This window comes from Thermophilibacter immobilis (assembly GCF_015277515.1).
Classification (GTDB): Bacteria; Actinomycetota; Coriobacteriia; order Coriobacteriales; family Atopobiaceae; genus Thermophilibacter; species Thermophilibacter immobilis.
The window spans coordinates 1,237,041-1,259,389 of record NZ_CP063767.1; the positions used below are offsets into that span (position 1 = coordinate 1,237,041).

Genomic DNA, 22,349 nt, shown 5'->3' on the forward strand with positions numbered 1-22,349 from the left:
CCACAAAACCCAGCACTTTTCGATAAAAACGAACGTAACGGCGCTGCGGCCGTTATCGGACATCAAAAACTTGCCCCAATCGTGGGAGGGTGACCACAGGGAGGGCAGAAGCGGGGCGAGGCTGGTCGCAGGACGCGGGCCGACCGGCGCGCGGTAGGTTCGGTCGCAGGACGCGCCAACCTACCGGCAGCTCCAGACGCCGCTCTCGGTAGCGATGAAGTCGACGGCCACGTCATGGGCGTCGTGCGGGAGCGGGTTGGAGGAGATCTGCGCGAGGCGCGCCAGGCCGATCTTCTCGCCCGGATAAAACGCCAGGAAGCGGTCGTAGTAACCGCCGCCGTAGCCCACGCGCTGACCCTGGGCGTCGAAGACGAGACCCGGGACCAGGCAGGCGGAGCCGCCGAGCTCGGACACGCTCAGCGCGGGCGCGTCGGCGGCGGGCTCGAGCAGGCCGTGCGCGCCACGCGCGAGCTCGTCGAGGCCGAGAATCTCGCAGAACCCCAGCTGATGGCGGCTAACGTCGCAGCGCGGCACGCCGACGCGACGCCCCCGAGCGAGCAGCCCCTCAATCAGCGCGCGCGTGTCGACCTCGGAGCCGCACGAGACGTAGGAGAGCACGAGGGGCGCCTCGGCAGAGGGGGGAAAGCCGGCGAGGATGCGGCAAATGGCCGCGTCGGCGCCGCGCCGGGACGCTTGCGGGACGTCCTCGCGCATGCGACGGTAGGCGTCTCTGAGGGAGCGCTTGTCAGCGTCCGTACCGTATGAGCTTGCCATGAGCGTTCCTCCCTCGGATTTCAGCCATCTCATTCTAGCAGGGTTTGCCGCTGAGCTTCCCACAGGAGACGTCGTTTGCCGTACCATAGACCTCGTTGCGAAAAACGCGCGCGGGAGTGACCGCGCGTCACACGAAGGAGCCAGCATGCCCAACGAGGGAAGCTATGAGGCGGCGCTCAGGCGCAGCGACGAGGTCCACGCCGACCTCGAGGTCAATTCCGGGGCCTACACCATGCTCACGGGCGACCGGCCCACGGGACGCCTGCACCTGGGACACTACTTTGGCACCCTCGTCGACCGCGTGCGCCTCCAGGCGCTCGGCGTGCACGCCAATATCGTCATCGCCGACTACCAGGTCATCACCGATCGCGACACCACCGAGCACATCCGCGACAACGTCTACAACATGGTCGTCGACTACCTCGCCTGCGGCATAGACCCCGACCGGACGCTCGTCTTCACTCACTCCGCCGTCCCCGAGCTCAACCAGCTCATGCTGCCGTTCCTCTCGCTGGTGACCGAGTCCGAGATGGAGAGGAACCCCACGGTGAAGGCGGAGCAGGAGGCATCGGGCCACGCGCTCACCGGGCTCCTCCTCACCTATCCCGTCCACCAGGCCTGCGACATCCTCTTCTGCAAGGGAAACGTCGTCCCCGTGGGCCGCGACCAGCTCCCCCACGTCGAAATCACGAGCAAGATCGCGCGGCGCTTCAACGAGCGCTACGCGCCGGTCTTTCCCGAGGTCACGGGGCTTCTCACCTCTACTCCGCTTCTGCCGGGACTCGACGGGCGCAAGATGAGCAAGTCGTACGGCAACGCCATCTCCCTGTGCATGACGGCCGACGAGACCGCCCGACTCATCAAGAAGTCAAAGACCGACTCCGAGCGCAACATCACCTTCGACCCCGAGGGGCGCCCCGGCGTCGCCGCACTGCTTACTACCGCGGGCATCTGCACCGGGCGCGAGCCCGCCGAGATCGCCGCCGAGATCGGCATGGGCGGCTCGGGCCAGCTCAAGCGCTACGTCACCGAGGTCGTAAACGACTACTTCGCACCCATCCGCGAGCGTCGCCGCCGCTACGAGCAGGACATGGACTACGTCCGCGACGTCCTTACCGAGGGCAACGCGCGCGCCCGCAGAATCGCGGCCGCGACGCTCGACGAGGTCCGCGACGCCATGGGAATGACCTACTAGCTCGGGGGAGCCCGCGAAGGGAGCCTGCACATGATCTGTCCCCACTGCGGCAAGACGCTGGAGGACAACCCGAAGTTCTGTCCCTGGTGCGGAAGGCCGACCACCGCACCGGCGCCGACCGGCGCGGCCGGCGCGCCCCGGGAGAGGATCGCAGCAGCTCCCGCCGCGCCCCGCATGGGGCCGCCCCTCCCGCCCGGGACCTCGACCCCTTCCGCATCCGAGGTCCCCGACCCGGCGCAGAGGTCGACTCATACAAGGACGGGCCTGGTCGTGGGGGTCATCGTCGCGGTGGCTCTTGCGCTCGTCGCCGCGCTCAGCCCTTTGCCCGGCCTGCTCGACAGCACCCGCTGGAGTGGGCCGTCCCTCACCATCTCCCCCCCCTAGAGCCAGGAGCAGCGCGACGGGAACCTACTACGCCTTCTGGAACGACGGGGAGTCGATCGTGAGCTACACCTACGTCCTGGGCGAGGGCGGCACCGAGCCCCTGCCGCTCGCGGGGTACGACGCGACGGACCAGATAGCACAAGACGGCGTGGACGAGAACGAGGACTCAGAGGGGCCGCGCTGGGACGTCGACGACAACCTCGTGAGCCTCTCGTCCGCACCCGAGGAGCCGACCCTTCCCGACGGCGGCGTCTCCTACGAGGTCGACGGGCGTAGGGGTTCGCGCGTGCTCTCTCCGACGAGCTATTCCCCGTTTTTGCATGAGACCCTCTACGAGGACTTCAGCAAGACGCTGGAGAACATGAGCGTATCGTCCTCCTAGTCGTCGGAGCAGGACAGACGGGCCCCGGTATCTCCATCGGAGCCCGCTTTTTTGGGCCCCCTGGGGCCCGTCTCAGTCAAAACGAGACTTGTCAATAGATTTTTACGAATACCCCAAGTAGCGCCAAAAACGACGCGCCCTCTACCTGCACGTTCTTTGGAGAAGTGACTTCTGATACTCGGAGGTGCGAAGAAAATCTATTGACAAGTCCCCCTCGGCCCAAAAAATCCTACTGCGGGTCCCTCAAAGTCGCGTACATCACCGCTTTTATGGTATGCAGGCGGTTCTCGGCCTCCTCGAAGACGCGCGAGCGTGGTCCCTCGAAGACCTCGTCGGTGACCTCGAGCTCGGGCAGGCCGAACTTCTGGTAGACCTCCTCGCCCACGTCGGTCTTGCGGTCGTGGAAGCTCGGCAGACAGTGCATGAAGATCGCGTCGGGGGCGGCCTCGCCCATGAGCCGCGCGTTCACCTGATAGGGCGAGAGGAGCTCGATGCGCTTGCCCCACAGCTCGGCAGGCTCGCCCATGGAGACCCAGATGTCGGTGTAGATGACGGAGGCCCCGCGCGCCCCAGCGGCCACGTCCTCGGTCAGCTCGATCTTGGAGCCCGACTCCTCGGCAAGAGCGCGGCAGGTGCCCACGAGCGCGGAATCGGGCATCTGGGCGGCGGGGCCGCACGCGCAGAAGTCGATGCCGAGCTTGGCGCAGACCACCATGAGCGAGTTGCCCACGTTGTTGCCGGCGTCACCCATGAACGTGACCTTGCGCCCGCGCATCTCGCCGAACTCCTCCTGCATGGTAAGGACGTCGGCGAGCATCTGCGTGGGGTGGAACTCGGTGGTGAGGCCGTTCCAGACCGGCACGCCCGCGTGGGTGGCGAGGGTCTCGACGCGCTCCTGCCCGAACCCGCGGTACTCGATGCCGTCGAACATGCTCCCGAGCACGCGCGCGGTGTCCTCGATCGACTCCTTCTTGCCGATCTGCGAGGCCGAGGGGTCCAGGTAGACGGCGTGCATGCCGAGGTCGCGGGCACCCACCTCGAATGCGCAGCGCGTGCGCGTCGAGGTCTTCTCGAAGATGAGGGCGACGTTCTTGCCCTCGAGGTAGCGATGAGGCTCGCCCGCGCGCTTGGCGCGCTTGAGGTCGGCCGCGAGGTCGAGAAGGCCTCGGATCTCCTCGGGGGTGAAGTCGAGGAGCTTCAGAAAGCTGCGTCCGGAAAGGCTGGATGCCATGGTCCCTCCTTGTGGGCGCTCGGCGCCCGTCGTCGTGTGCTGGCGCAAGCGCCACCAGAAATTGTATCCCAGCCCCGGGGCCTAGAGCTCGTCGCGCCAGAAGGCCATGCTCATGCAGTGCGGGCCGCCGCGTCCGCGCGAGAGCTCGGCGGACGGCACCTCAAGCAGCTCGAGGCCGGCGCGGGAGAGGATGTCGTTGGTCACGGAGTTGCGCTGGTAGACGAAGATTCGACCCGGACGAACGCAGAGCGTGTTGGACCCGTCGTTCCACTGCTCGCGCGCACTCGCGATCTCGTCGCCCCCGCCGCACTTGATGAGCCGCACGCCGCCCACGCCCAGGGCCTGGGCGAGAATCGCGTCGAGGGTGCCGTCGAGCTGGCGGATGCGCACCTCGCCCGCGCATGCCCCGCGCGCGAGCTCGAAGACGCGCAGGGTCCCCAGGATGGCCGGATGCACGGTGAAGGTGTCCACGTCGACCTGGGTGAAGACCGTGTCGAGGTGCATGAAGGAGCGCTTGTGCGGAATGGAGAACGCGAAGACGCGCTCGACGCCGGAGGGGGGCTCCCCCCACAGGAGGCGGTGGGACAGGGAGTCAATCGCGGCGGGCTGGGTGCGCTCGGAGATGCCCACGCCAAGGACGCGGGGACCCAGCACGAGGATGTCGCCGCCCTCGATGTGGTAGGCAGAGCCGCTCTCGTGCCAGCGGGGCACGCCCGCGTAGGCGGGGTGATAGCGAAAGACGAAGTCACCAAAGATCGACTCGCGCCGCCGCGTCGCGCAGAGCATGCGATTCATCGAGACGCCCCGCCCGATGACCGAGAAGGTGTCGCGCGTGAAGTAGGCGTTGGGGATGGGGTCCACGACCAGCGGGGAGACGGCGTTGCCGTGGGTGAGCATGAGGTCAGCGAGCGACAGGAGCGACGAGGGCGCGAGGTCGAGCTCGTCGGCGCGCACGCCCTCGATGCACTTGTCGACGAGGGCCGTGGTGTCCGCAATCGAGTCGAGCTTCTCGCGCACGGCGGCGCGGGCGCACCGGCCGTCCACCCCCGACTCGCTCAGCCAGCGCTCGCAGAACTCGGCGCGGGCGCCCTCGTGCGCGTCGAGCGCCTCGGCGACGAGCCGGTCCAGGTAGAGCACCTCCACGCCCTCGTCGGCGAGCATCCAGGCAAAGCGATCGTGCTCGCGCTGGGCCTCCTGCAGAAAGGGGATGTCGTCGAAGAGCAGGGGCGCCAGGGTGTCCGGCGAGAGGTTCAGGAGCTCGCCTCCCGGACGATGCAGCATCACCGTGCGCAGGCGCCCTATCTCGGAGTGTACGTTGAGGCCCCGCTGCATCTGACTCCCCCTCGTCGGCGACTGCGTTCCTCTTACCATACTACTACCGTGGACGCAGACGCGCGCACCACGTCTACCTGCGCGTATTCGTATGGTCACGGTGCTATCGGAGCGAGAGAGCGGCCGTGGCGTATGCTACCCTGAAGCGACGACGCGACCCCCTCTTGAGAGGACGGCGCAACCTTGGAGGGCCCCATGGCAGACGAGTTCCTAGACCTCACGGCAGACAACCTCGCCAACGAGCATCTCTGCTGCATAATCCGCACCAGGAGGCCACATCCGGGCGTCGAGGCCAAGCGTGTCTGGCTCGCCGACCGGCTCAACGAGGGGCACGTCTTTCGCAAGCTCGACGAGAGGGCCGCGGTCTTCATCGAATATGCGCCGCTCGAGTCGGCATGGGTCCCTGTGATGGGCGACAACTACCTCTACCTGTACTGCCTGTGGGTCTTGGGCAGCTCGTACCGCGGACGCGGCTACGGTTCACGGCTCATGGAGAGCTGTCTGGCCGACGCGGAGGAGCAGGGCAGGTCCGGTGTCTGCATGCTCGGGGCGCGCAGACAGAAGGCCTGGCTCTCCGACCAGCGCTTCGCGCGGGGCCACGGCTTCGCGACCGTGGACGAGACGGAGACGGGCTACGAGCTTCTGGCATACTCCCTCGACGGCACCGTGCCGCGCTTCTCGCCCGCCGCGAAGGTCGGGACCATCGCGTCTGAGGACCTCACCGTCTACTACGACGACCAATGTCCCTACATTCACCAGAGCATCGAGCTCGTCCGCGCGCGCTGCGCAGCGGCGCGAGCGCCGGTCGCGCTCGTCCATGTGGAGACGCTCGAGCAGTCCAAGGCCCTGCCCTGCCCCTTCAACAACTACGCCGTCTTCTACCGGGGCAGGCTCGAGACCGTGAACCTCCTCGACTCCCGCAGCCTGGACAGACTCATCGGGGCGAGCTAGACCGCGCGGCCGTCTTGGCGGCACAGGCGCCCTACAGTCTCGCGGTGACTGCTATCATGGGCCGTAACATGTTCCGGTCCGGCCCCTGGCCGGACCGCGCGAGAGAGGGGCGGACATGGGCAAGCAGGACAGCGGAGAAGATCTTCGGGGCAAGGCTCCCTCGGACGAGGCGCGCCGCCGCCACGACTACTCCTTCACCCAGAACCGCGAGTTGTCCTGGCTGCGCTTCGACGACCGGGTGCTCGACGAGGCCTTCGACCCCAAGGTCCCCCTCTTCGAGCGCCTCAAGTTCTGCGAGATCTTTGACTCCAACCTCGACGAGTGGTTCATGATTCGCGTGGGCGGCCTCTCAGACCTCGCCTCCCTTAAGAACCAGCCCAAGGACAACAAGTCCAACCAGACGCCCGCCGAGCAGCTCGACCAGATCTTCTCGGCCCTGCCCCCACTCGTGGAGCGCCACGGGCGCGCCCTCTCCGAGGTGGAGGCCGCCCTCGCGGGCAAGGGCCTCGTGCGCGTCTGCCCGGCCGACTACACCGACGCCGACCGCTCCGCCGTGTCGCGCCACTTCGACCGACGGCTCGCGCCGATCATCTCGCCGCTCGTCGTTGATCCGCGCCACCCCTTCCCCAACCTCAGGAACGGCCGCCTCTTCGTGGCGTGCTCGCTCAAGGCGGCCGACGACGAGCGCGGCGTGCTCGGCCTCATCGAGCTCCCCGCCACGGAGCCCCGCGTCGTCGAGCTGCCGACCAGGCCCGGGATGTGGCGCTACACCCTCATCGAAGACGTGCTGAGCTGCTGCCTCGACCGCTGCTTCGGCGACTACGTACCCCGGCACGCCGCCGTCGTACGCGTCACGCGCAACGCCGACATAGACCCCGACGGCGAGGGCGTCGAGGAGGAGGAGGACTACCGCCAGCACATGAAGAAGGTCCTCAAGCTCCGCCAGCGCCTCCAGCCCGTACGCCTTGAGGTCCAGGGAAAGCTCGGCCACGCGCTGGAGTCGCTGGTAGCCCGCGAGCTCCACCTCGAGGAGCGCCGGATCTTCCACGTCGAACGTCCGCTCGACCTGGGCTACGTCTACGGGCTGGAGGAGCACGTCCCCGACCCCGCGCACGCGGCCTGCGTCTTCACGCCGTTCGAGCCCCAGGTCTCCCCCATGGTCGACCTCGCCCGTCCGCTCAGACCCCAGGTGGAGGACCACGACGTCCTGCTCACCTACCCCTACGAGTCCATGGCGCCCCTGCTGCAGCTCCTGCGCGAGGCCTCCGCCGAAGACGCGTGCATCTCGATCAAGGCCACCCTCTACCGCGTGGCCACGCGTTCCCACCTCTGCGAGAGCCTCGTGGCCGCCGCCGAGGCCGGCAAGGAGGTGACCGTGCTCATGGAACTGCGTGCCCGCTTCGACGAGGCCAACAACATCGCCTGGGCGGAGCGCCTCGACGACGCCGGCTGCACCGTCATCTACGGCTCCGAGGGCTTCAAGTGCCACTCCAAGATCTGTCAGATCACCTACCATGACAAAGACGGCATCAGCCGCGTCACCTGCCTGGGGACGGGTAACTTCAACGAGAAGACCGCCCGGCTCTACTCCGACTTCATGCTGCTCACGGCCTCCGAGCGCATCGGCGCCGACGGCAACACCTTCTTCCGCAACCTCTCCCTGGGAAACCTGCGCGGCTCCTACTGCGAGCTCGGCGTGGCCCCGGCGGGCCTCAAGCCCCTCGTCATGAGGGGCCTCGACCGTGAGATCGGGCGCGCCCGCGCGAGCGAGCCGGCGCGCGTCTTCCTCAAGATGAACTCGCTCACCGACCGCGACGTCATCGACAAGATCTCCGAGGCCTGCGAGGCCGGCGTCGAGGTCGTGATGGTGGTGCGAGGCATCTGCTGCATCAAGGCGGGCGTGGCCGGCAGGACCGACGGGCTCGTGGTGCACCAGATCGTGGGCCGCTTCCTCGAGCACGCGCGCATCTACGCCTTTGGTGCCCAGGCAGATATGATTTATCTCTCGAGCGCGGACATGATGACGAGAAACACCGAGCGGCGCGTGGAGATAGCCTTCCCCGTGCACGACCCCGCCTGTCGCGCCATCGTCCGCCACTTCATTGAGCTGCAGCTCTCCGACAACGTCAAGGCGCGCCAGCTCACGAGCGAGGGCACCTGGGGGCCGGTTGACGCGCCCGAGGGGTCCGCGCGCGTCAATAGCCAGGAGGTCCTTCTCGTCGAGGCCTACCAGCGCGCGCGGGAGGCCGCCACGAGCCGCGACGCCCGTCCGCGGCAGCGCCCCGGGGCCCCGGCCGAGATCCCGGCGAGCGAGGGGCCGTCCGGCTCGGCCGCGCCGGACGTCGCGGCCGAGCCCGCAGCACCCGCCGCCTCGGGCCGGGGGCGCGTCTCGGCCGCGCTCGCGCTCTTCGGGGCCGCCTTCCGCACCCTTCTTGGAGGAGATCGCTAGATGACCGAGCCCCAGACCCTCGAGCTCACGGCCGAGCGGATGACCTACGGTGCGGACAGCGTCACGCACGACGCGGACGGCAGGGCCGTCTTTTTGTCCGGCGCCGTGACGGGCGACCGCGTGCGCGCTGTCGTCGACAAGCTCAGCGAGCGCTGGGCCCACGCCCGCGTCACCGAGGTCCTGGAGGCCTCGCCCGATCGCGTCACGCCCGACTGCCCCTACGCCGGCGTCTGCGGCGGGTGCCCCTGGGCACAGCTCGCCTACCCCGCCCAGGCCGAGGCCAAGCGCGCCAGCGTCGTCGACGCTCTCGCGCGCATCGGCCACCTCGGCCTCGAGCATGCCGAAAAGCTCGTGGCGCCGCTCGTCTCCCCTTCTGAGCCCTGGGGCTACCGCAACAAGATTGAGCTCGGCGTGGGCCGCACGCGAGGCGGCAAGGTCATCCTGGGCATGCACGGCGCGGGCGAGGGGGGCCTCGTGCGGGTCAAGAGCTGCATGCTGCTCGATCGCACCCACGCCGGGGCGGCCCGCTCCGTGGCAGGGGCCGTCGCCTTTCTCTCCAACAGCCATGGCCTCGACCTGGAGCGCGTGGGCATCCGCGTCTCCCGGCGCACCAAGGACGTCGAGGTGGCCCTCTGGGATCGCCCTGGCTCCTTCCCCCGCGCGCAGGCCGCCAAGATCCTCGCCGACGCCGAGCGCCCCACCTCCGTCGTGCGCGTCCTGCAGAAGGGCCCCGCCAAGGCCCGCCGCATCGCGGGCGTCGAGTGCCTCTCGGGCGCGGGCTCATGGGGCGAGCTCGTGGGCGAGGAGCGCATGCGCGTCTCGGCCCCGTCGTTCTTCCAGGTGAACACCAGGGGCGCCGAGAAGCTCGTGGAGCTCGTGCTCGAGGCGCTCGACCCCCAAAAGGACGAGGAGGCCATGGACCTCTACTGCGGCGCGGGGACCTTCACCGTGCCCCTCGCACGCAGGGCGGGCTTCGTCTCGGCGGTCGAGTCATACGGGCCCGCGGTGCGCGACCTGCGCCGCAACCTGGAGATCGCCGGCACGGACAACGTCGACCCCATCGGCGGTGACGCGGGTCGCGAGTTTCCCGACGCAGAGGCCGACGTCATCGTGGTGGACCCGCCGCGGGCGGGCCTCGCGGCCGACGTGGTGGAGCGCCTCTCGGCCCAGCCGGCGCGCGCGATCGCCTACGTGTCGTGCGACCCGGCCACCCTCGCCCGCGACCTCGCGCGCTTCGAGGCCACCGGGACCTTCTCGCCCGTCCGCGTGACGCCCGTGGACCTCTTCCCCCAGACCTTCCACGTGGAGACGGTGACCTTGCTGTCAAAGGCGACGCGAGGCGCGGGAACGTACCAGGTCAGGACCCTCTGAGAAAGGAGCTCCCCCATGCCCAGAATGCCCGTGCTCTTTGTGGGCCACGGATCGCCGACCAACGCGATCGAGGACAACGACTACACGCAGGCCTGGGAGCGGGTGGCACGTGAGATTCCTCGTCCTCGGGCCATCGTGTCCCTCTCGGCCCATTGGTTCACGCGGGGCACCAGGATCATGAATCAGGGCCACCCCGAGACCATCCATGACATGTACGGGTTCCCCCAGGCGCTCTATGACCTCACCTACGACGCGCCTGGGGACCCCGAGCTGGCTCAAGAGGTTGCGGGGCTGATCAGCCGAAAGACAACCTTCGATCAGTCCTGGGGCCTCGACCACGGGACCTGGTCGGTGCTCGCCCATCTCTATCCCGAGCGCGACATCCCCGTCATCCAAGTGAGCATAGACGCCACGGCGACCCCCGAGGAGCACTACCGGACGGGTCGCGAGCTCGCTCCCCTGCGCGACCGGGGCGTGCTCCTATTGGGATCCGGAAACGTTGTCCACAACCTGCGCATGGTCGACTGGAGCCAGGAGCGCGGGGGCTACGACTGGGCTCGCGAGTTCGACGACCACGTCAAGGGCGCCATCGAGCGGGGAGGTTTCGAGGACGTCGTGGGCTACCGGAGCCTGGGCCAGACGGCCCGGCTCGCCGTGCCCACGCCGGACCACTTCAGCCCGCTTCTCTACGTGCTCGGCGCCGCCGACCCGGGCGAGAAGGCAGAGGTCTTCAATCACTCCTGCACGCTGGGTTCGCTCTCCATGACGAGCTTTCTGCTCGGTTAGGTCAGAACCGTAGCGCGGTGCTCGGAATAGCGGCAGCTCAGTAAGGCCTCTCCGTCTTTTGCGACTCCGCTCGCGACGGTTGCGCGTCAGGAGCGAAACGTGTACAAAAGGGTGTGACTTGGGTAAGGGGCCCAGGCAAGAGAGAGGAATCAACATGAAGGCTACGGTCAACGAGGATTGCATCGGCTGCGGTGTCTGCGAGGGCACCTGCCCCGAGGTCTTCTCCATCGGGGACGACGGCATGGCTCACGCCATCGAGGGGGACGTCCCCGCGGACGCCGAGGACAGCGCCCAGGAGGCCGCCGAGAACTGCCCTGTCTCCGCCATCGAGGTCGCGTAACCCGCGCGGCAAGAACGGGCTCGGCACGCATGACGTACGATGGGCGGGAGTCGCTTGCGGCTCCCGCCTCTTTTGTGAAGGAGAACCTCACATGATCCTGGCATCCCAGTCCCCGCGTCGCCGAGACCTGCTCGCGGCCGTGGGCTTCGAGCTTTCCGTCGCCCCCGCGCGCATAGACGAGGCCAGACACGACGGAGAGGCGCCTGTGGAGCTCGTCTCGCGTCTCGCGCGCGAGAAGGCCCGGGCGTGCCGCAGCCGGCTGGGCGAGGCGCCCGCCGACGGCCTTCTGGTGGCGGCCGACACCGTCGTCTGGACCGACGAGGCGACCGTGCTCGGAAAGCCCGCCGACGCCGCGGATGCGCGGCGCATGCTACGCGCCCTGTCCGGTCGCACCCACCACGTCTCGACGGGCGTCTCGGCACTTCTACTCTCGCCCGCGGCGGAGCAGCTGGACGCCAGGAGCTTCGTGGAGACGACCGACGTCACCTTCTGGCCGCTCGAAGAGGCCGTGATCGACGCCTACGTGGCCACGGGCGAGCCCTTCGACAAGGCCGGCTCCTACGCAATCCAGGGGGCGGGCAGGCTGCTCGTGCAAAAGGTCCGCGGGGACTACGCCACCGTCGTGGGTCTGCCAATCGCGCGCCTCGTGCGCGAGCTCGCAGGCCTCACGGGTCGCGCCGACCTCGTCGCCCACGCGCTGGAGAGAGGCACCCATGCCTGACATCACGAGCATCACGCAGATCCCCGGCGTCTTCGCCGGACACGCCACGCACGCCGAGGCCGGCACCGGCTGCACGGTCGTCGTCTTTCCCGAGGGGGCCACGGGCGCGGTCGACGTGCGCGGGGGCGCCCCGGCCACGCGCGAGACTGACCTCCTGCGTCCGGAGGAGACCGTCGAGGTGCTCCATGCCGTGATCCTGGCTGGCGGCAGCGCCTTTGGCCTCGCGGCCTCCTGCGGCGTCGCCGAGGAGCTCGAGCGGCGTGGGTGCGGCCTGGACGTGGGCGTGACGCGGATACCCATCGTCTCGGGGGCCTGCCTGTTCGACCTCGCCTGCGGGGACGCCCACGTGCGTCCCACGCTCGCCGACGGCCGCGCGGCCGTATCTGCGGCGCTGGACGGCGCAGGCGCGCCCCTCGCACGCGGAAACGTGGGCGCCGGGTGCGGCTGCACCGTGGGCAAGCTCGCGGGGCCCGAGCGCGCCATGAAGTCGGGCCTGGGCGAGGACGTGGAGCAGGCCGGCTCGCTCGTCTGCGGGGCCGTCGCCGCCGTCAACGCCTGCGGCGACGTCCTAGATCCGGACACGGGCGCGAGAATAGCCGGCATGCGCACGGCTGAGGGCGCGCTCGGCAGCAGCGTGGAGGCGCTTCTCGGCGCGCGCGCCCAGATGCCGCTCGCGCGGACCAACACCACGATCTCCTGCGTCATCGCCAACGCGCGGCTCACCAAGGCCCAGGCCACCAAGGTCGCCCAGATGTCCGCGGACGCCTACGCCCACGCCATCAGCCCCACCCACACCACCAACGACGGCGACACCGTCTTCGTCATGGCCACGGGCGAGGTCGAGGCAGCACTCGACGTGGTGGGGGCGCTCGCCACGCGCGCGCTCGGGCGCGCCATCGCAGACGCCGCGCGCTCGGCCGAGGGGGCCTTCGGCCTGCCCGCCGCGCGCGACCTGGTGTAGGGTAGAGGCGACCCCAGCTCGCGCTCGTTCGAGAGGAACACGCATGTATCGCCTCATAGCGTCCGACATGGACGAGACCTTCCTCGACCATCGCCACCGCATCCCCGCCCCCAACCTGTCCGCGCTCGCGCGCCTGCGCGCGCAGGGGGCGCTCTTCGTGCCCGCGTCGGGGCGCGGCTACCTCTCCATCATGGACAACTTCGCCCAGGTGGACCCCGCCCTCATGGAGGGGGGCTACGTCATCTCGTACAACGGCGGCACCCTCAATCGCTTCGGCGACCCCGAGCCCCTCCACGAACGCAGCCTCGACCACGGCCTCGCCAACGAGCTCTGGCGCCTGGGCGTGGCGCGCGGCATCTGCCTGCACGCCTACACGCCCGACTGCAGCGTCCTCGTGCGCGACTGGCCCGCGAAAGAGCGCACCTACCTCTCCACCCTCAAGCGGGTGCGCGAGTACCCCGAGCCCGACCTCTCGGGCGTGCCCGTCGTCTCCAAGATGCTGTACATGAGCGAGGACTTCGCCTTCCTGCACCGCTTCGCCGACGAGGTGCGGCCCCTGCTCGGGGGGCTCGCCAGCATCACCTACTCGTCGGGGCGCTACCTCGAGGTCGTCCCCGCAGGGGTCGACAAGGGTGCCGGCTTGGTCGGGCTCGCCGGCCTCCTGGGCATCGACGTCGCCGACACCGTGGGCATGGGCGACTCCGCCAACGACCGCGAGATGGTCGTCGCCGCAGGCCTGGGCGTGGGCGTGGCCAACGTCTCCGACGAGCTCAGGCCCGTGTGCGACCTCGTCCTTTCGACCCCGGCCGAGGACGGTGCCCTCCCCGAGCTCGTGGACAAGATCTTCTAGGCCCAGGCTTGCCCCTGCGCCCGGCTCCTAACGAGGGCACGCGCACCTCTCGCCGTCCTTTTCCCCACCTCATGAGGGTACGTACGCCCTCCTCCCGGGTGCGTACGCAGCTGCATTTTTTTAAAGGGGATCATCGCAAAGGATCCGCAGGTAGGGCCCCTGACGAGAAGAGCATTAATCTAGAAATTGCATACGTATCCTAGGGATGGATGTACGTACCCTTCTACAGGCGGACCACCTTGTCGGCTATGTCATCGAACAGGTCCGTATGCTCGATGACCACCACGATGCCAGACTCCGACAGGTGCCGGACGACCCCCTTCAGCTCCAGGGACGAGCCTTGGTCGAGACTCGTGGTCGGCTCGTCAAGAATCAGGACGCTCGCCCCTCGCAGGAGGGCTCGGGCGAGGGAGACCTTCTGCCGCTCGCCTCCCGACAGCTTTTTCGCGCCCTCGCCCACGACGGTCGCGTCGCCATCGGGGAGCCTCTCGAGCACCCCGTCGAGGCCGGAGAGCCGCACGGCGCTCTCGTAGGCGGCCTGCTCGTAGTCCTCGCCGCTGAACGCGACGTTATCCCTGATGGTCGCATTCGCGAGAAAGGGCCGCTGCGAGACCGTGGCGCAGCGCTCGCGCCAGCTCTCCTCGGAGATCTGCTGCAGCGGGACCCCGTCGACCTTGACGGAGCCGGCCCAGTTGCTCACGAGCCCGAGCAGGATCTTCGCGAGCGTCGTCTTGCCGGAGCCGTTCTGACCCCTCACGACGACGAGGGACGGCGACGTCAGCGAGAAGGAGAGGCCTCCAAAGAGCTCCCCGTTGGAGCCGGGCCACGTGAAGCGCAGGTCCCTCACGACTATCGACGACGGCTCACCCATCTCGACCGATCCCCGCGTGGGCCCCTCGTCCTGATAGAACGTGTCGGCGATCCGTCCGAGACTCGCGAGCGCGGGCTGCACCATGAGCGACACGGACACGGCGACCAGAATCGGGCTGTACATCTGGGAGGCATACTGGACGGCGGCGACCAGCTGGCCGATGGTGAGAGACGAGTTGACCACGTACCAGCCGCAGACGATGTAGACGAGTGACGTGGAGAGGGTGGTTAGGGTCTTCATGCCCTCGCCCGTGACCACCGCTATGAGCGCCTGGCGTATCCCCTTTGCCTTGAGGGTCTGGTTAAATGCCGCGAGCCGGCCCTTCTCCCGCTTAATGGAACCGTTGACCCTCACCTCCTCGCGTCCTCCGAGGGTCTCGTTCATCTTCCCCGAGAGCGAGGCCCCGATCTCGAGTGCCTCCTTCGTAACAGCACGATATTGCCCGATCGAATGGTGAGCACAGAGCAGATAGAGCGGAACGGGCAGAAGGCAGAGGAGAAAAACGGGGAGGCTGATCGAGGCCAGCAGGCCGACGGCGATGAACGCCTGGAAGAGGCTCCCCAAGAAGGCGAAGTTGGTCTGGGAGAAGAGCATCGAGACGTTCGATACCTCGTTGACGCGTGAGGAGATATAGCCACTGTCCTTGTCGGAGAGCCAGTCCAGCGGCATCGACAGGGCGCGCTCCATCATATCGGTTCGCATGTCAGCGGCAACGGTCTGGCCCATCGTCGCGAAGAGCTTCGTCGCCAGGATGGAGAGGGCAGACCGAAGAATTGCCGCCAGGAGCAGGGCAGCGGCGCACAGGACAACGGTTCGGAAGCTTCTCGCCGTGAGGCCGTCGTCTATTAGTCTCTGCGTTATGAATGCCGGAAGAACGGAAGGGACAGAGTACGCCAGTGTCGTGACGAGTGCGAGGACGAGCTTCGACCAGGTGCGCGCGAGGTAGGGAACTAGCAGCTTCACACCGGGACTTCTAAGCATACCGCTACCGAACAGATGAGCATGCATGAGGGCTCTTCTTCACAGACGCGATGTTGAGCCCCAGCGCGAACAGCGGCATGCCGCAGGTCTTGTCCCTGAGCCCCAGTCGGATGAGGTCTAGGTACACGACCGTCCAGCAGACCCCGCTCAAGACCGTGAGAAACATGACCATCGTTCGCCACTCCCCGCTGTGTCCCCGCCTTGGCGAGGGCGCCACCTTGTCCTAAGGGTTTTTCATCATAGTGCCAAACTAGGGCACGTGCACCCCCTGTCCTTGTCTCCGTTCCCCACAGGGTACGTACACTCCCCTTTCGGGTACGTACACCGTTGCAATATCCGCACTCGCACGCTGGGGAGAGCTCGGACTTGCCGAGAAGCTCGGGGGCCCCGCCGCGAGCCCCGGGCCCAGAGCCGGCCCCTTTCGCCGGCAGCCGAGCTCGCGACCCTTGACCTGCGCTCGGCACGCGTCGAGGCAACGCAGGGGCGGTTCCCCACATCCTGGTCTCAAAGGAGGGCCGGCGGATTCGCTGCAAGAGCGTCAGGAACCGCATCTGGTCGACTCCCCTTCCCAAGGGTGGGTTCTACCGGCTCGCCGATGACGTACTGCTCGCCTCCCCGGGTTTCTGCCTGCAGCAGATGTCCGCCCGGTCGGGCCTCGCGCGAGCCGCAAGCGTGGGCATGGAGATCTGCGGCACCTACGCGCGCTCCCCGCACCCCGAGGGAGGGTTCCACAAGAGGCCCGCATGCGACTTCGCCCACAACCACGGCTGCGGGGCACGCCGGGCGCGCCAGGCTCTGGGCCGCATCATGGCCGGCTCGCGCTCCCCCATGGAGACGGTCGTCGCCCTGCTGCTCACCCTGCCCCGGGAGCTGGGCGGCTGCGGCCTGCCCCAGCCCCGCCTCAGCCTGCGGGTGGAGATCCCGCCGGACCTCCAGGTCGCGCTCGGCAAGCCCTACCTCGTCGTCTGCCCGTGCTGGCCCAGCCTGCTTCTCATCGTGGAGTACGACAGCTGCGACCACCACAGCGGCGCCCATGAGGTCGACGGCGACGACGCCAGAAACGAGGGGCTGCGCAACGTGGGGTGGATGGTGCGCTCCGTCACGTCGGGGATCCTTCTGGACGACGCCCTTCTCGCGACTTTACGCACAAGGTCATGCGACACCCAAAGATCGAGTCTCTCTGCGACCTCGCGTTCGCCCGCCTCCAGCATGCGCTCGTGCGCGAGCTCCTCTTCCTCGACTGAGCGGGGAAGCTTTGCAGGGAGTCCTGCACGAGTTCCCAGGGCCCTGCGGCCCGCGGCTCCGCGTCCCCGCGACGCCCCTAGTTGAACTTCACGACCCTCTGGGCCACGCGATAGCCGCCCAGCGTGAGCGACTTGCCCACGGAGCCCGGCAGGTTGGTGACCAGGCCTACCACGTGGTGGCGCGCGTGGCGATACATGCGCGCGTCGTAGTCCTTGAGCTCGTCCCAGAGGGCCTGGAGCTGAGCCTCGGCGTCATCGCGCTCGCTCATCTTGGAGAACACCGAGCAGATGGCCATGATGATGGTGAAGTAGCTCAGCATGTAGCCCCTGAGCTGCGCGGAGTCGATGTCGTCGTAGAGGTGGTAGGCGCGCATCATGATGCGCGCCACCCGCCAGTAGTGGTCCACGCGGCTCGTGAGGACCTTCTCGTTGACCGACTGGTCCTCACGACCGATGAGATAGCGGTAGAGGTCGACGTCCAAGTAGTAGAGCGAGCGGCACCGGGGGAACGGCACGTACGCGTAGATGTTGTCCACGTAGAAGGTGTGGGGCGGCATCTGGAGCTCGGAGGCGCGCAGGACGTCCGTGCGGTAGGTCAGCGCGTGCATGAGCAGGTACTGCCACGGCATGAAGTGGCCGATCTGGCCCCAGCCGAAGACCATGCCCGTGGGCAGGACGCGGCGGTAGTCGACGGCGTTGTGCGTGTGGTCCTCGACGTGCTCGTAGACGTAGTTGGTGATAACCAGGTCGATGCGGTCCTCCAGCTCGATGAAGCGCCTGAGCTGGTCGAGAAGGGCGCGCGCCGCATCCGCATCCACCCAGTCGTCCGAGTCGACGTTCTTGAAGTAGACCCCGTCGGCGTGGGCGACGGCCTTCATGACGGCCACGCCATGTCCGCCGTTGTCCTGGTGGACGGCCTTGACGATCGCGGGGTGGCGCGCGGCCCAAGCGTCAGCCTTGGCGGCGGTGTCGTCCTTGGTCGAGCCGTCGTCCACGATCACGATCTGGACGTCGTCGGCGTAGCCCGTTCCCACCAGGATGGACTCGACGCAGCGGTCCATGTAGTCGGCCGAGTTGTAGCACGGGATGCCAAAGGTGATGGTCTTCTTCATCGACGTTCCTCTCTTGCCCCTTCACATGCGAAACGGGCCCTGAGGGGCCCGTTTCGCATGTGAAGCGCTAGTTGTGCTCGGAGATGATCTCGTCGGACAGCTCGAGCGCCGAGGCCGTGACGCCGTCCATGTCGTAGTAGCGGTACTCGGCGAGGCGGCCCACGCAGTGGAAGTTAACCAGGCCCGAGATCCGCGCGCGATAGCGCTTGTAAAGGTCGCGGTTGGCGTCGTCCAGAATCGCGTAGTAGGGCGTCTGGCCGCGGCCCGGCTCGTAGGGCTGCGGATACTCCCTCATGATCGTGGTCCTGCCGGGCAGGACCTGGCCGGTCATGTTCTTGAACTCGGTGATGCGCGTGAAGTCCTCGCTCGTGGTGTAGTTCACCGTGCCCACGGGCTGGAACTGGTCGACGTCGAGCGTCTCGAAGACCATGTCGAGCGAGCGGTACGGCAACGGTCCCAGGTCCAGGCCAAAGAGCTCGTCGAGGGGGCCGGTGTAGATGATCTCGCCGCCGTAGGGCCTGCCGCACACGCTGGCGCTCGTCTCGGTGAGCCTGAGCAGGTCGCGGGCGTCGACGTCAAGGAAGACGGAAATGAGGTCATGCTCCAGCATGCGCTCGAACAGGGCCGTGTAGCCCTGGGCGGGCATGCCCTGGTAGGTGGACGTGGGGAAGTAGCGGTCGTCGTCGCCCACGAAGACGGGCACGCGCCCCATGACGGAGGGGTCGATCTGGTCGGGAGCCTGGCCCCACTGCTTCATGGTGTAGTGCAGGAAGACGTTCTCGTAGACGTAGTCGGCGACCTCCACGAGCTCGGGGTCGTTCTTCTCGCGAAGCTCCATGATGGGAACCTTCTTGTTCTCGCCGAAGGTGTCCACGAGCTTCTGGTAGAGGCGCTCGCCGCGCTCGTCGCCAAAGGCGAGCCTGAGCGAGCGGTGGTTGAACGGGACCGGCATGAGGGTACCATGAATGTTGGCGAGCACCTTGTGCTGATAGTCGGTCCAGTCGGTGAAGCGCGAGAGGAAGTCGTTCACGCGGTCGCTGATGGTGTGGTAGATGTGCGGGCCGTACTTGTGGACCAGGACGCCCGCCTCGTCGGCGTAGTCGTAGGCGTTGCCCGCGATGTGGCCGCGCCGCTCGAGGATGGCGACCTTGAAGCCGCACGACTCGGCCAGGCGCCGCGCGCACACCACGCCCGCGTAGCCGGCCCCCACCACGATGACGTCGTAGACGTCGGGGGAAAACCCCGCGGGCAGACCGCTCTGGATACCCATACAAGTCCTCTCAGCGTCTTCGGCATGCGCGCCGCCCCAGGCGGCGCGGCGAGAAGAGCACGCATCTGGCCAATCGTCCCCATGATTCTAGCATCTCGACCCTATAATGGGTCTGCGTCCGCCCCGCGCCGTCAACATGCACAAAACGCGCGGTGGACGAGCTGGTAGAGGAGTCTTTTTTCGAAGGAGCACCATGAGCGATTTTCTATCCCGCATGAAGACGGCGGCCAAGGCCGACAAGAAGACGATCGTCCTGCCGGAGGGCGAGGACCCGCGCACCCTCGAGGCGGCGCGCAAGGTCATCGCCGAGGACCTCGCCGAGCTCGTCATCCTGGGCAACCCCGATGCAATCGACGTCAAGGGCGCGACCGTGATCGACCCGCGCTCCTCCGAGAGGCGCGAGGGGTACGCCGCCAAGTTCGCCGAGCTGCGCGCCAAGAAGGGCGTCACGCTGCCCGAGGCCCGCGAGCAGATGGGCGACGCCACCTACTTCGGCACCATGATGGTCAAGATGGGCGACGCCGACGGCCTGGTCTCCGGAGCCTGCCACTCCACCGCCAACACCCTGCGCCCGGCGCTCCAGATCCTCAAGACCGCCCCGGGCACCAAGCTCGTCTCGGCGTTCATGATCATGTGCACCAAGACGCCCGAGTACGGCGCGGACGGCACGCTGCTCTTCGCCGACTGCGGCCTGAACATCGCTCCCACCGCCGACGAGCTCTCCGAGATCGCCCTGGCGTCCGCCGAGTCCTTCAAGACGTTCATGGGCGACGTCGAGCCCAAGGTGGCCATGCTCAGCTTCTCCACGATGGGCTCCGCCAAGGGCGACGTGCCCACCAGGGTCCAGGAGGCCACCAGGCTCGCCAACGAGAAGAATCCCGCAATCGAGCTCGACGGTGACCTGCAGCTCGACGCCGCTCTGGTCCAGTCCGTCGCCGACCTCAAGGCCCCGGCCTCCAAGGTCGCCGGCCACGCCAACGTCCTGGTCTTCCCCGACCTGGAGAGCGGCAACATCGGCTACAAGCTGGTGCAGCGCCTTGGTGGCGCCGAGGCCTACGGCCCCATCCTGCAGGGCATTGCCAAGCCGGTCAACGACCTCTCGCGCGGCTGCTCCGCCGACGACATCGTGGGCGTGGTCGCCATCACCGCCGTCCAGGCGCAGCTGGCCGAGTAGGCTCTCCCCCTCATCTCGCACGGCTTGGGGCGTCACCTTTTGGGGTGGCGCCCCTTCTCATCGCGTTTGTGCGGCCGCACATGACAGGATTCCTCGACTGACAAAAACAAACGACTCCTCTACCTGCATAAACATAAAGATGAAATCGAACAGCGCGCTATCTCCGAGTTTTGCGGCCGCACAAAAGAGAGACATTGGGGCGAGAAGCACCGTCACCGCGCCCAGCCCCGCCGTGCGGGTGAGACTACCGATTCACGATCACGCCCAGGGGGTGCGGCCCGGCGGCGCGCACCGCGTCGGACATGGTCGTGAGGCGCTTCTCGGCGTTGTCCACGAACATCTGGGCCAGGCTCTCGGCCACGCGGTCGTAGGCTTCGCGGTCAACCCACGTGTCGCGGGCGCAAAGCAGCGCGGAGGGCACGCCCGGGCACCTCACCGGCACGTCGAGGTTGAAGCGCTCGTCGTGCACGAACTCGCCGTCGTCGATGATGCCCGTCTGGGCCGCCTCGACCATCCTGCGCGTGTAGGCGAGCTTGATGCGCGAGCCCGCACCGTAGGAGCCGCCCGTCCAGCCAGTGTTGACCAGGTAGACGCGGGTGCCGCCGGCGTCGATCCTCTCGCCGAGCATGCGCGCGTAGACGTTGGGGTCAAGGGGCATGAACGGCTCGCCAAACAGGGACGAGAACGTGGGTTGCGGCTCCTTGATGCCGCACTCGGTGCCGGCGACCTTGGAGGTGAAGCCGGTCATGAAGTGGTACATCGCCGCGTCGCGATCGAGCTTGGAGACCGGCGGCAGCACCCCGAAGGCGTCGGCGGTCAGGAAGATCACCACGTCGGGAATGCGCTTGGCCGTGCCCGCGACCACGGCGTCGGGTACGAACTCCACCGGGTAGGCCACGCGGCCGTTCTCGGTCAGCGCGACGTCGAAGTAGTCGGCCATGCGGGTCACCGGGTCGATCACCACGTTCTCGCTCACCGAGCCAAAGCGAATGGCATCAAAAATCTGCGGCTCGGTCTGGGGCGTGATGCCGATGGTCTTGGCGTAGCAGCCGCCCTCTATGTTGAAGACCGCGTCATCGCACCAGCCGTGCTCATCGTCCCCGATGAGCATGCGGCCCTCGGCGGCGGAGAGCGTGGTCTTGCCCGTCCCAGACAGGCCGAAGAAGACCGTAGTGCCGTGCGACAGGGGGTTCATGTTGCAGGAGCAGTGCATGGTGAGGACGTGATTCTCAAGGGGCAACAGGTAGTTCATGAACGAGAAGATCGCCTTCTTGATCTCTCCGGAGTACTGCGTGCCCACCACGAGGATGGTTCGCTCCTGGAAGTTGATGAGGACGACGGCCTCGGAGTGGGTCCCGTACGTCGCGGTGTCGAGCTTGAGGCTGGGGGCCGCCATGACCACGAAGTCCGCCGGTCCAAAATCATCAAGCTCACGCGCGGTCGGCCGGACGAGCATCTGCCGGACGAAGAGCGCCTGGCTCGCAAGCTCGCAGATGGCGCAGACCCTGCGCGAGTAGCGGCGGTCGGCACCGGCCAGTCCGTGCACCACGAAGAGCCTCCGCTCGGAGAGGTGGCCGATGACCTCGGCCTTGATGCGCTCGTAGGCCTCAGGCGAGAAGGGCGCGTTGACTGTGCCCCACGCGATCTTGTCGTGCACGTCGGGCGTGTCCACGATGAAGCGGTCCCGAGGCGAGCGGCCGGTGTAGGCGCCCGTGACGACCGAGAGGCTGCCCGTGCTCGTAAGCTTGCCCTCACCGCGCGCCAGCGCCGTCTCCACGAGCACGGCCGGAGAGGCGTCGATGACGGTCTTCTCCTGGGTGTGGGCGATGCCGTAGCGCGAGAGCTCCTCGATGACCATGCGGGCCTCCTTTGGGCAAGCCTCAGGACGGGTCTTGTGACTTGACGGATGACGGGAGACCCCCGAAGAGGTCCCCTGGCTCCCCCGGTCGGGGCGCATCTCTGAAGGATAA

21 protein-coding genes are annotated in these 22,349 nt (G+C 67.6%); 13 read left to right on the forward strand and 8 right to left on the reverse strand.

The window, feature by feature from the left end:
* Positions 1-180 precede the first annotated feature (180 nt).
* Complete coding sequence (locus tag INP52_RS05530; RefSeq protein WP_194369785.1) at positions 181-774, reverse strand: 5-formyltetrahydrofolate cyclo-ligase; 594 nt, start codon at positions 772-774, stop codon at positions 181-183.
* Between the two features lie 145 nt (positions 775-919).
* Between INP52_RS05530 and trpS the strand changes: the two genes are divergently transcribed.
* The 3 genes from trpS to INP52_RS05545 are packed head-to-tail and all read left to right on the forward strand — an operon-like array spanning position 920 to position 2,735.
* Positions 920-1,969 carry a tryptophan--tRNA ligase gene (gene trpS, locus INP52_RS05535; RefSeq protein ID WP_194369787.1) on the forward strand — a complete coding sequence of 350 codons (1,050 nt, stop codon included), beginning with the start codon at positions 920-922 and terminating at the stop codon, positions 1,967-1,969.
* 30 nt (positions 1,970-1,999) lie between these two features.
* Complete coding sequence (locus tag INP52_RS05540) at positions 2,000-2,353, forward strand: zinc ribbon domain-containing protein (RefSeq protein WP_194369788.1); 354 nt, start codon at positions 2,000-2,002, stop codon at positions 2,351-2,353.
* 58 nt (positions 2,354-2,411) lie between these two features.
* Positions 2,412-2,735, forward strand: a complete 324-nt coding sequence (locus tag INP52_RS05545; RefSeq protein WP_194369790.1) for a hypothetical protein — start codon at positions 2,412-2,414, stop codon at positions 2,733-2,735.
* A gap of 229 nt (positions 2,736-2,964) precedes the next feature.
* On the opposite strand, the gene argF is transcribed toward INP52_RS05545, so the two are convergent.
* Both argF and INP52_RS05555 read right to left on the reverse strand, forming a co-directional pair.
* Positions 2,965-3,966, reverse strand: a complete 1,002-nt coding sequence (gene argF / locus INP52_RS05550; RefSeq protein ID WP_194369792.1) for an ornithine carbamoyltransferase — start codon at positions 3,964-3,966, stop codon at positions 2,965-2,967.
* 81 nt (positions 3,967-4,047) lie between these two features.
* The gene (locus tag INP52_RS05555) at positions 4,048-5,298 is read right to left on the reverse strand and encodes an arginine deiminase (protein ID WP_194369794.1); all 1,251 of its coding nucleotides are present in this window, start codon (positions 5,296-5,298) and stop codon (positions 4,048-4,050) included.
* Positions 5,299-5,493: 195 nt separating this feature from the next.
* Between INP52_RS05555 and INP52_RS05560 the strand changes: the two genes are divergently transcribed.
* The 8 genes from INP52_RS05560 to INP52_RS05595 all read left to right on the forward strand — a co-directional run bounded on the left by INP52_RS05560 (position 5,494) and on the right by INP52_RS05595 (position 13,727).
* A complete protein-coding gene (locus INP52_RS05560; RefSeq protein ID WP_194369796.1) occupies positions 5,494-6,249 on the forward strand; it encodes a GNAT family N-acetyltransferase in 756 nt (251 codons plus the stop codon).
* Positions 6,250-6,364: 115 nt separating this feature from the next.
* Positions 6,365-8,698: a polyphosphate kinase 1 gene (gene ppk1, locus INP52_RS05565; protein ID WP_194369798.1), complete on the forward strand. Its 2,334-nt coding sequence runs from the start codon at positions 6,365-6,367 to the stop codon at positions 8,696-8,698.
* Entirely contained in the window at positions 8,699-10,069 is a 1,371-nt protein-coding gene (rlmD, locus tag INP52_RS05570; RefSeq protein WP_194369800.1) for a 23S rRNA (uracil(1939)-C(5))-methyltransferase RlmD, read from the forward strand.
* 15 nt (positions 10,070-10,084) lie between these two features.
* Positions 10,085-10,855 carry a 4,5-DOPA-extradiol-dioxygenase gene (gene ygiD / locus INP52_RS05575; protein WP_194369802.1) on the forward strand — a complete coding sequence of 257 codons (771 nt, stop codon included), beginning with the start codon at positions 10,085-10,087 and terminating at the stop codon, positions 10,853-10,855.
* Positions 10,856-11,009: 154 nt separating this feature from the next.
* Positions 11,010-11,195 (forward strand): ferredoxin, encoded by a 186-nt coding sequence (locus INP52_RS05580; RefSeq protein WP_194369804.1) that lies wholly within the window; start codon positions 11,010-11,012, stop codon positions 11,193-11,195.
* 91 nt (positions 11,196-11,286) lie between these two features.
* On the forward strand, positions 11,287-11,916 hold the full coding sequence (locus INP52_RS05585; protein ID WP_194369806.1) for a Maf family protein: 630 nt from the start codon (positions 11,287-11,289) through the stop codon (positions 11,914-11,916).
* Complete coding sequence (locus tag INP52_RS05590) at positions 11,909-12,877, forward strand: P1 family peptidase (protein ID WP_194369808.1); 969 nt, start codon at positions 11,909-11,911, stop codon at positions 12,875-12,877. Before INP52_RS05585 ends, INP52_RS05590 begins: the two co-directional genes overlap by 8 nt.
* Positions 12,878-12,920: 43 nt before the next feature.
* Positions 12,921-13,727: an HAD family hydrolase gene (locus INP52_RS05595; RefSeq protein ID WP_194369810.1), complete on the forward strand. Its 807-nt coding sequence runs from the start codon at positions 12,921-12,923 to the stop codon at positions 13,725-13,727.
* A gap of 223 nt (positions 13,728-13,950) precedes the next feature.
* Here the strand turns inward: INP52_RS05595 and INP52_RS05600 are convergent, their stop codons facing one another.
* Both INP52_RS05600 and INP52_RS05605 read right to left on the reverse strand, forming a co-directional pair.
* Positions 13,951-15,561, reverse strand: coding sequence for an ABC transporter ATP-binding protein (locus INP52_RS05600; protein ID WP_194369812.1), 1,611 nt, complete (start codon positions 15,559-15,561; stop codon positions 13,951-13,953).
* 22 nt (positions 15,562-15,583) lie between these two features.
* Complete coding sequence (locus tag INP52_RS05605; protein ID WP_194369814.1) at positions 15,584-15,751, reverse strand: transmembrane-type terpene cyclase; 168 nt, start codon at positions 15,749-15,751, stop codon at positions 15,584-15,586.
* Between the two features lie 500 nt (positions 15,752-16,251).
* Here INP52_RS05605 and INP52_RS05610 point away from each other — a divergent pair, with 500 nt between their 5' ends.
* Positions 16,252-16,908 carry a hypothetical protein gene (locus tag INP52_RS05610; protein ID WP_194369816.1) on the forward strand — a complete coding sequence of 219 codons (657 nt, stop codon included), beginning with the start codon at positions 16,252-16,254 and terminating at the stop codon, positions 16,906-16,908.
* Here the strand turns inward: INP52_RS05610 and INP52_RS05615 are convergent.
* Both INP52_RS05615 and glf read right to left on the reverse strand, forming a co-directional pair.
* Positions 16,901-17,935 carry a glycosyltransferase family 2 protein gene (locus INP52_RS05615; protein WP_194369818.1) on the reverse strand — a complete coding sequence of 345 codons (1,035 nt, stop codon included), beginning with the start codon at positions 17,933-17,935 and terminating at the stop codon, positions 16,901-16,903. The genes INP52_RS05610 and INP52_RS05615 overlap by 8 nt on opposite strands.
* Positions 17,936-18,002: 67 nt before the next feature.
* Positions 18,003-19,205 (reverse strand): UDP-galactopyranose mutase, encoded by a 1,203-nt coding sequence (glf, locus tag INP52_RS05620; protein WP_194369819.1) that lies wholly within the window; start codon positions 19,203-19,205, stop codon positions 18,003-18,005.
* A gap of 193 nt (positions 19,206-19,398) precedes the next feature.
* Here glf and pta point away from each other — a divergent pair, with 193 nt between their 5' ends.
* A complete protein-coding gene (gene pta, locus INP52_RS05625) occupies positions 19,399-20,379 on the forward strand; it encodes a phosphate acetyltransferase (protein ID WP_194369821.1) in 981 nt (326 codons plus the stop codon).
* Between the two features lie 244 nt (positions 20,380-20,623).
* Here pta and pckA read toward each other — a convergent pair whose 3' ends face one another.
* Complete coding sequence (pckA, locus tag INP52_RS05630) at positions 20,624-22,237, reverse strand: phosphoenolpyruvate carboxykinase (ATP) (RefSeq protein ID WP_194369823.1); 1,614 nt, start codon at positions 22,235-22,237, stop codon at positions 20,624-20,626.
* Positions 22,238-22,349 lie beyond the last annotated feature (112 nt).

What these genes read in the sequence shown, in the direction of transcription:
- INP52_RS05530 (WP_194369785.1), bottom strand. Translation starts at nt 774, where the DNA reads ATGGCAAGCTCATACGGTACGGACGCTGACAAGCGCTCCCTCAGAGAC.
- trpS (WP_194369787.1), top strand. Translation starts at nt 920, where the DNA reads ATGCCCAACGAGGGAAGCTATGAGGCGGCGCTCAGGCGCAGCGACGAG.
- INP52_RS05540 (WP_194369788.1), top strand. Translation starts at nt 2,000, where the DNA reads ATGATCTGTCCCCACTGCGGCAAGACGCTGGAGGACAACCCGAAGTTC.
- argF (WP_194369792.1), bottom strand. Translation starts at nt 3,966, where the DNA reads ATGGCATCCAGCCTTTCCGGACGCAGCTTTCTGAAGCTCCTCGACTTC.
- INP52_RS05555 (WP_194369794.1), bottom strand. Translation starts at nt 5,298, where the DNA reads ATGCAGCGGGGCCTCAACGTACACTCCGAGATAGGGCGCCTGCGCACG.
- INP52_RS05560 (WP_194369796.1), top strand. Translation starts at nt 5,494, where the DNA reads ATGGCAGACGAGTTCCTAGACCTCACGGCAGACAACCTCGCCAACGAG.
- ppk1 (WP_194369798.1), top strand. Translation starts at nt 6,365, where the DNA reads ATGGGCAAGCAGGACAGCGGAGAAGATCTTCGGGGCAAGGCTCCCTCG.
- rlmD (WP_194369800.1), top strand. Translation starts at nt 8,699, where the DNA reads ATGACCGAGCCCCAGACCCTCGAGCTCACGGCCGAGCGGATGACCTAC.
- ygiD (WP_194369802.1), top strand. Translation starts at nt 10,085, where the DNA reads ATGCCCAGAATGCCCGTGCTCTTTGTGGGCCACGGATCGCCGACCAAC.
- INP52_RS05580 (WP_194369804.1), top strand. Translation starts at nt 11,010, where the DNA reads ATGAAGGCTACGGTCAACGAGGATTGCATCGGCTGCGGTGTCTGCGAG.
- INP52_RS05585 (WP_194369806.1), top strand. Translation starts at nt 11,287, where the DNA reads ATGATCCTGGCATCCCAGTCCCCGCGTCGCCGAGACCTGCTCGCGGCC.
- INP52_RS05590 (WP_194369808.1), top strand. Translation starts at nt 11,909, where the DNA reads ATGCCTGACATCACGAGCATCACGCAGATCCCCGGCGTCTTCGCCGGA.
- INP52_RS05595 (WP_194369810.1), top strand. Translation starts at nt 12,921, where the DNA reads ATGTATCGCCTCATAGCGTCCGACATGGACGAGACCTTCCTCGACCAT.
- INP52_RS05605 (WP_194369814.1), bottom strand. Translation starts at nt 15,751, where the DNA reads ATGGTCATGTTTCTCACGGTCTTGAGCGGGGTCTGCTGGACGGTCGTG.
- INP52_RS05615 (WP_194369818.1), bottom strand. Translation starts at nt 17,935, where the DNA reads ATGAAGAAGACCATCACCTTTGGCATCCCGTGCTACAACTCGGCCGAC.
- glf (WP_194369819.1), bottom strand. Translation starts at nt 19,205, where the DNA reads ATGGGTATCCAGAGCGGTCTGCCCGCGGGGTTTTCCCCCGACGTCTAC.
- pta (WP_194369821.1), top strand. Translation starts at nt 19,399, where the DNA reads ATGAGCGATTTTCTATCCCGCATGAAGACGGCGGCCAAGGCCGACAAG.
- pckA (WP_194369823.1), bottom strand. Translation starts at nt 22,237, where the DNA reads ATGGTCATCGAGGAGCTCTCGCGCTACGGCATCGCCCACACCCAGGAG.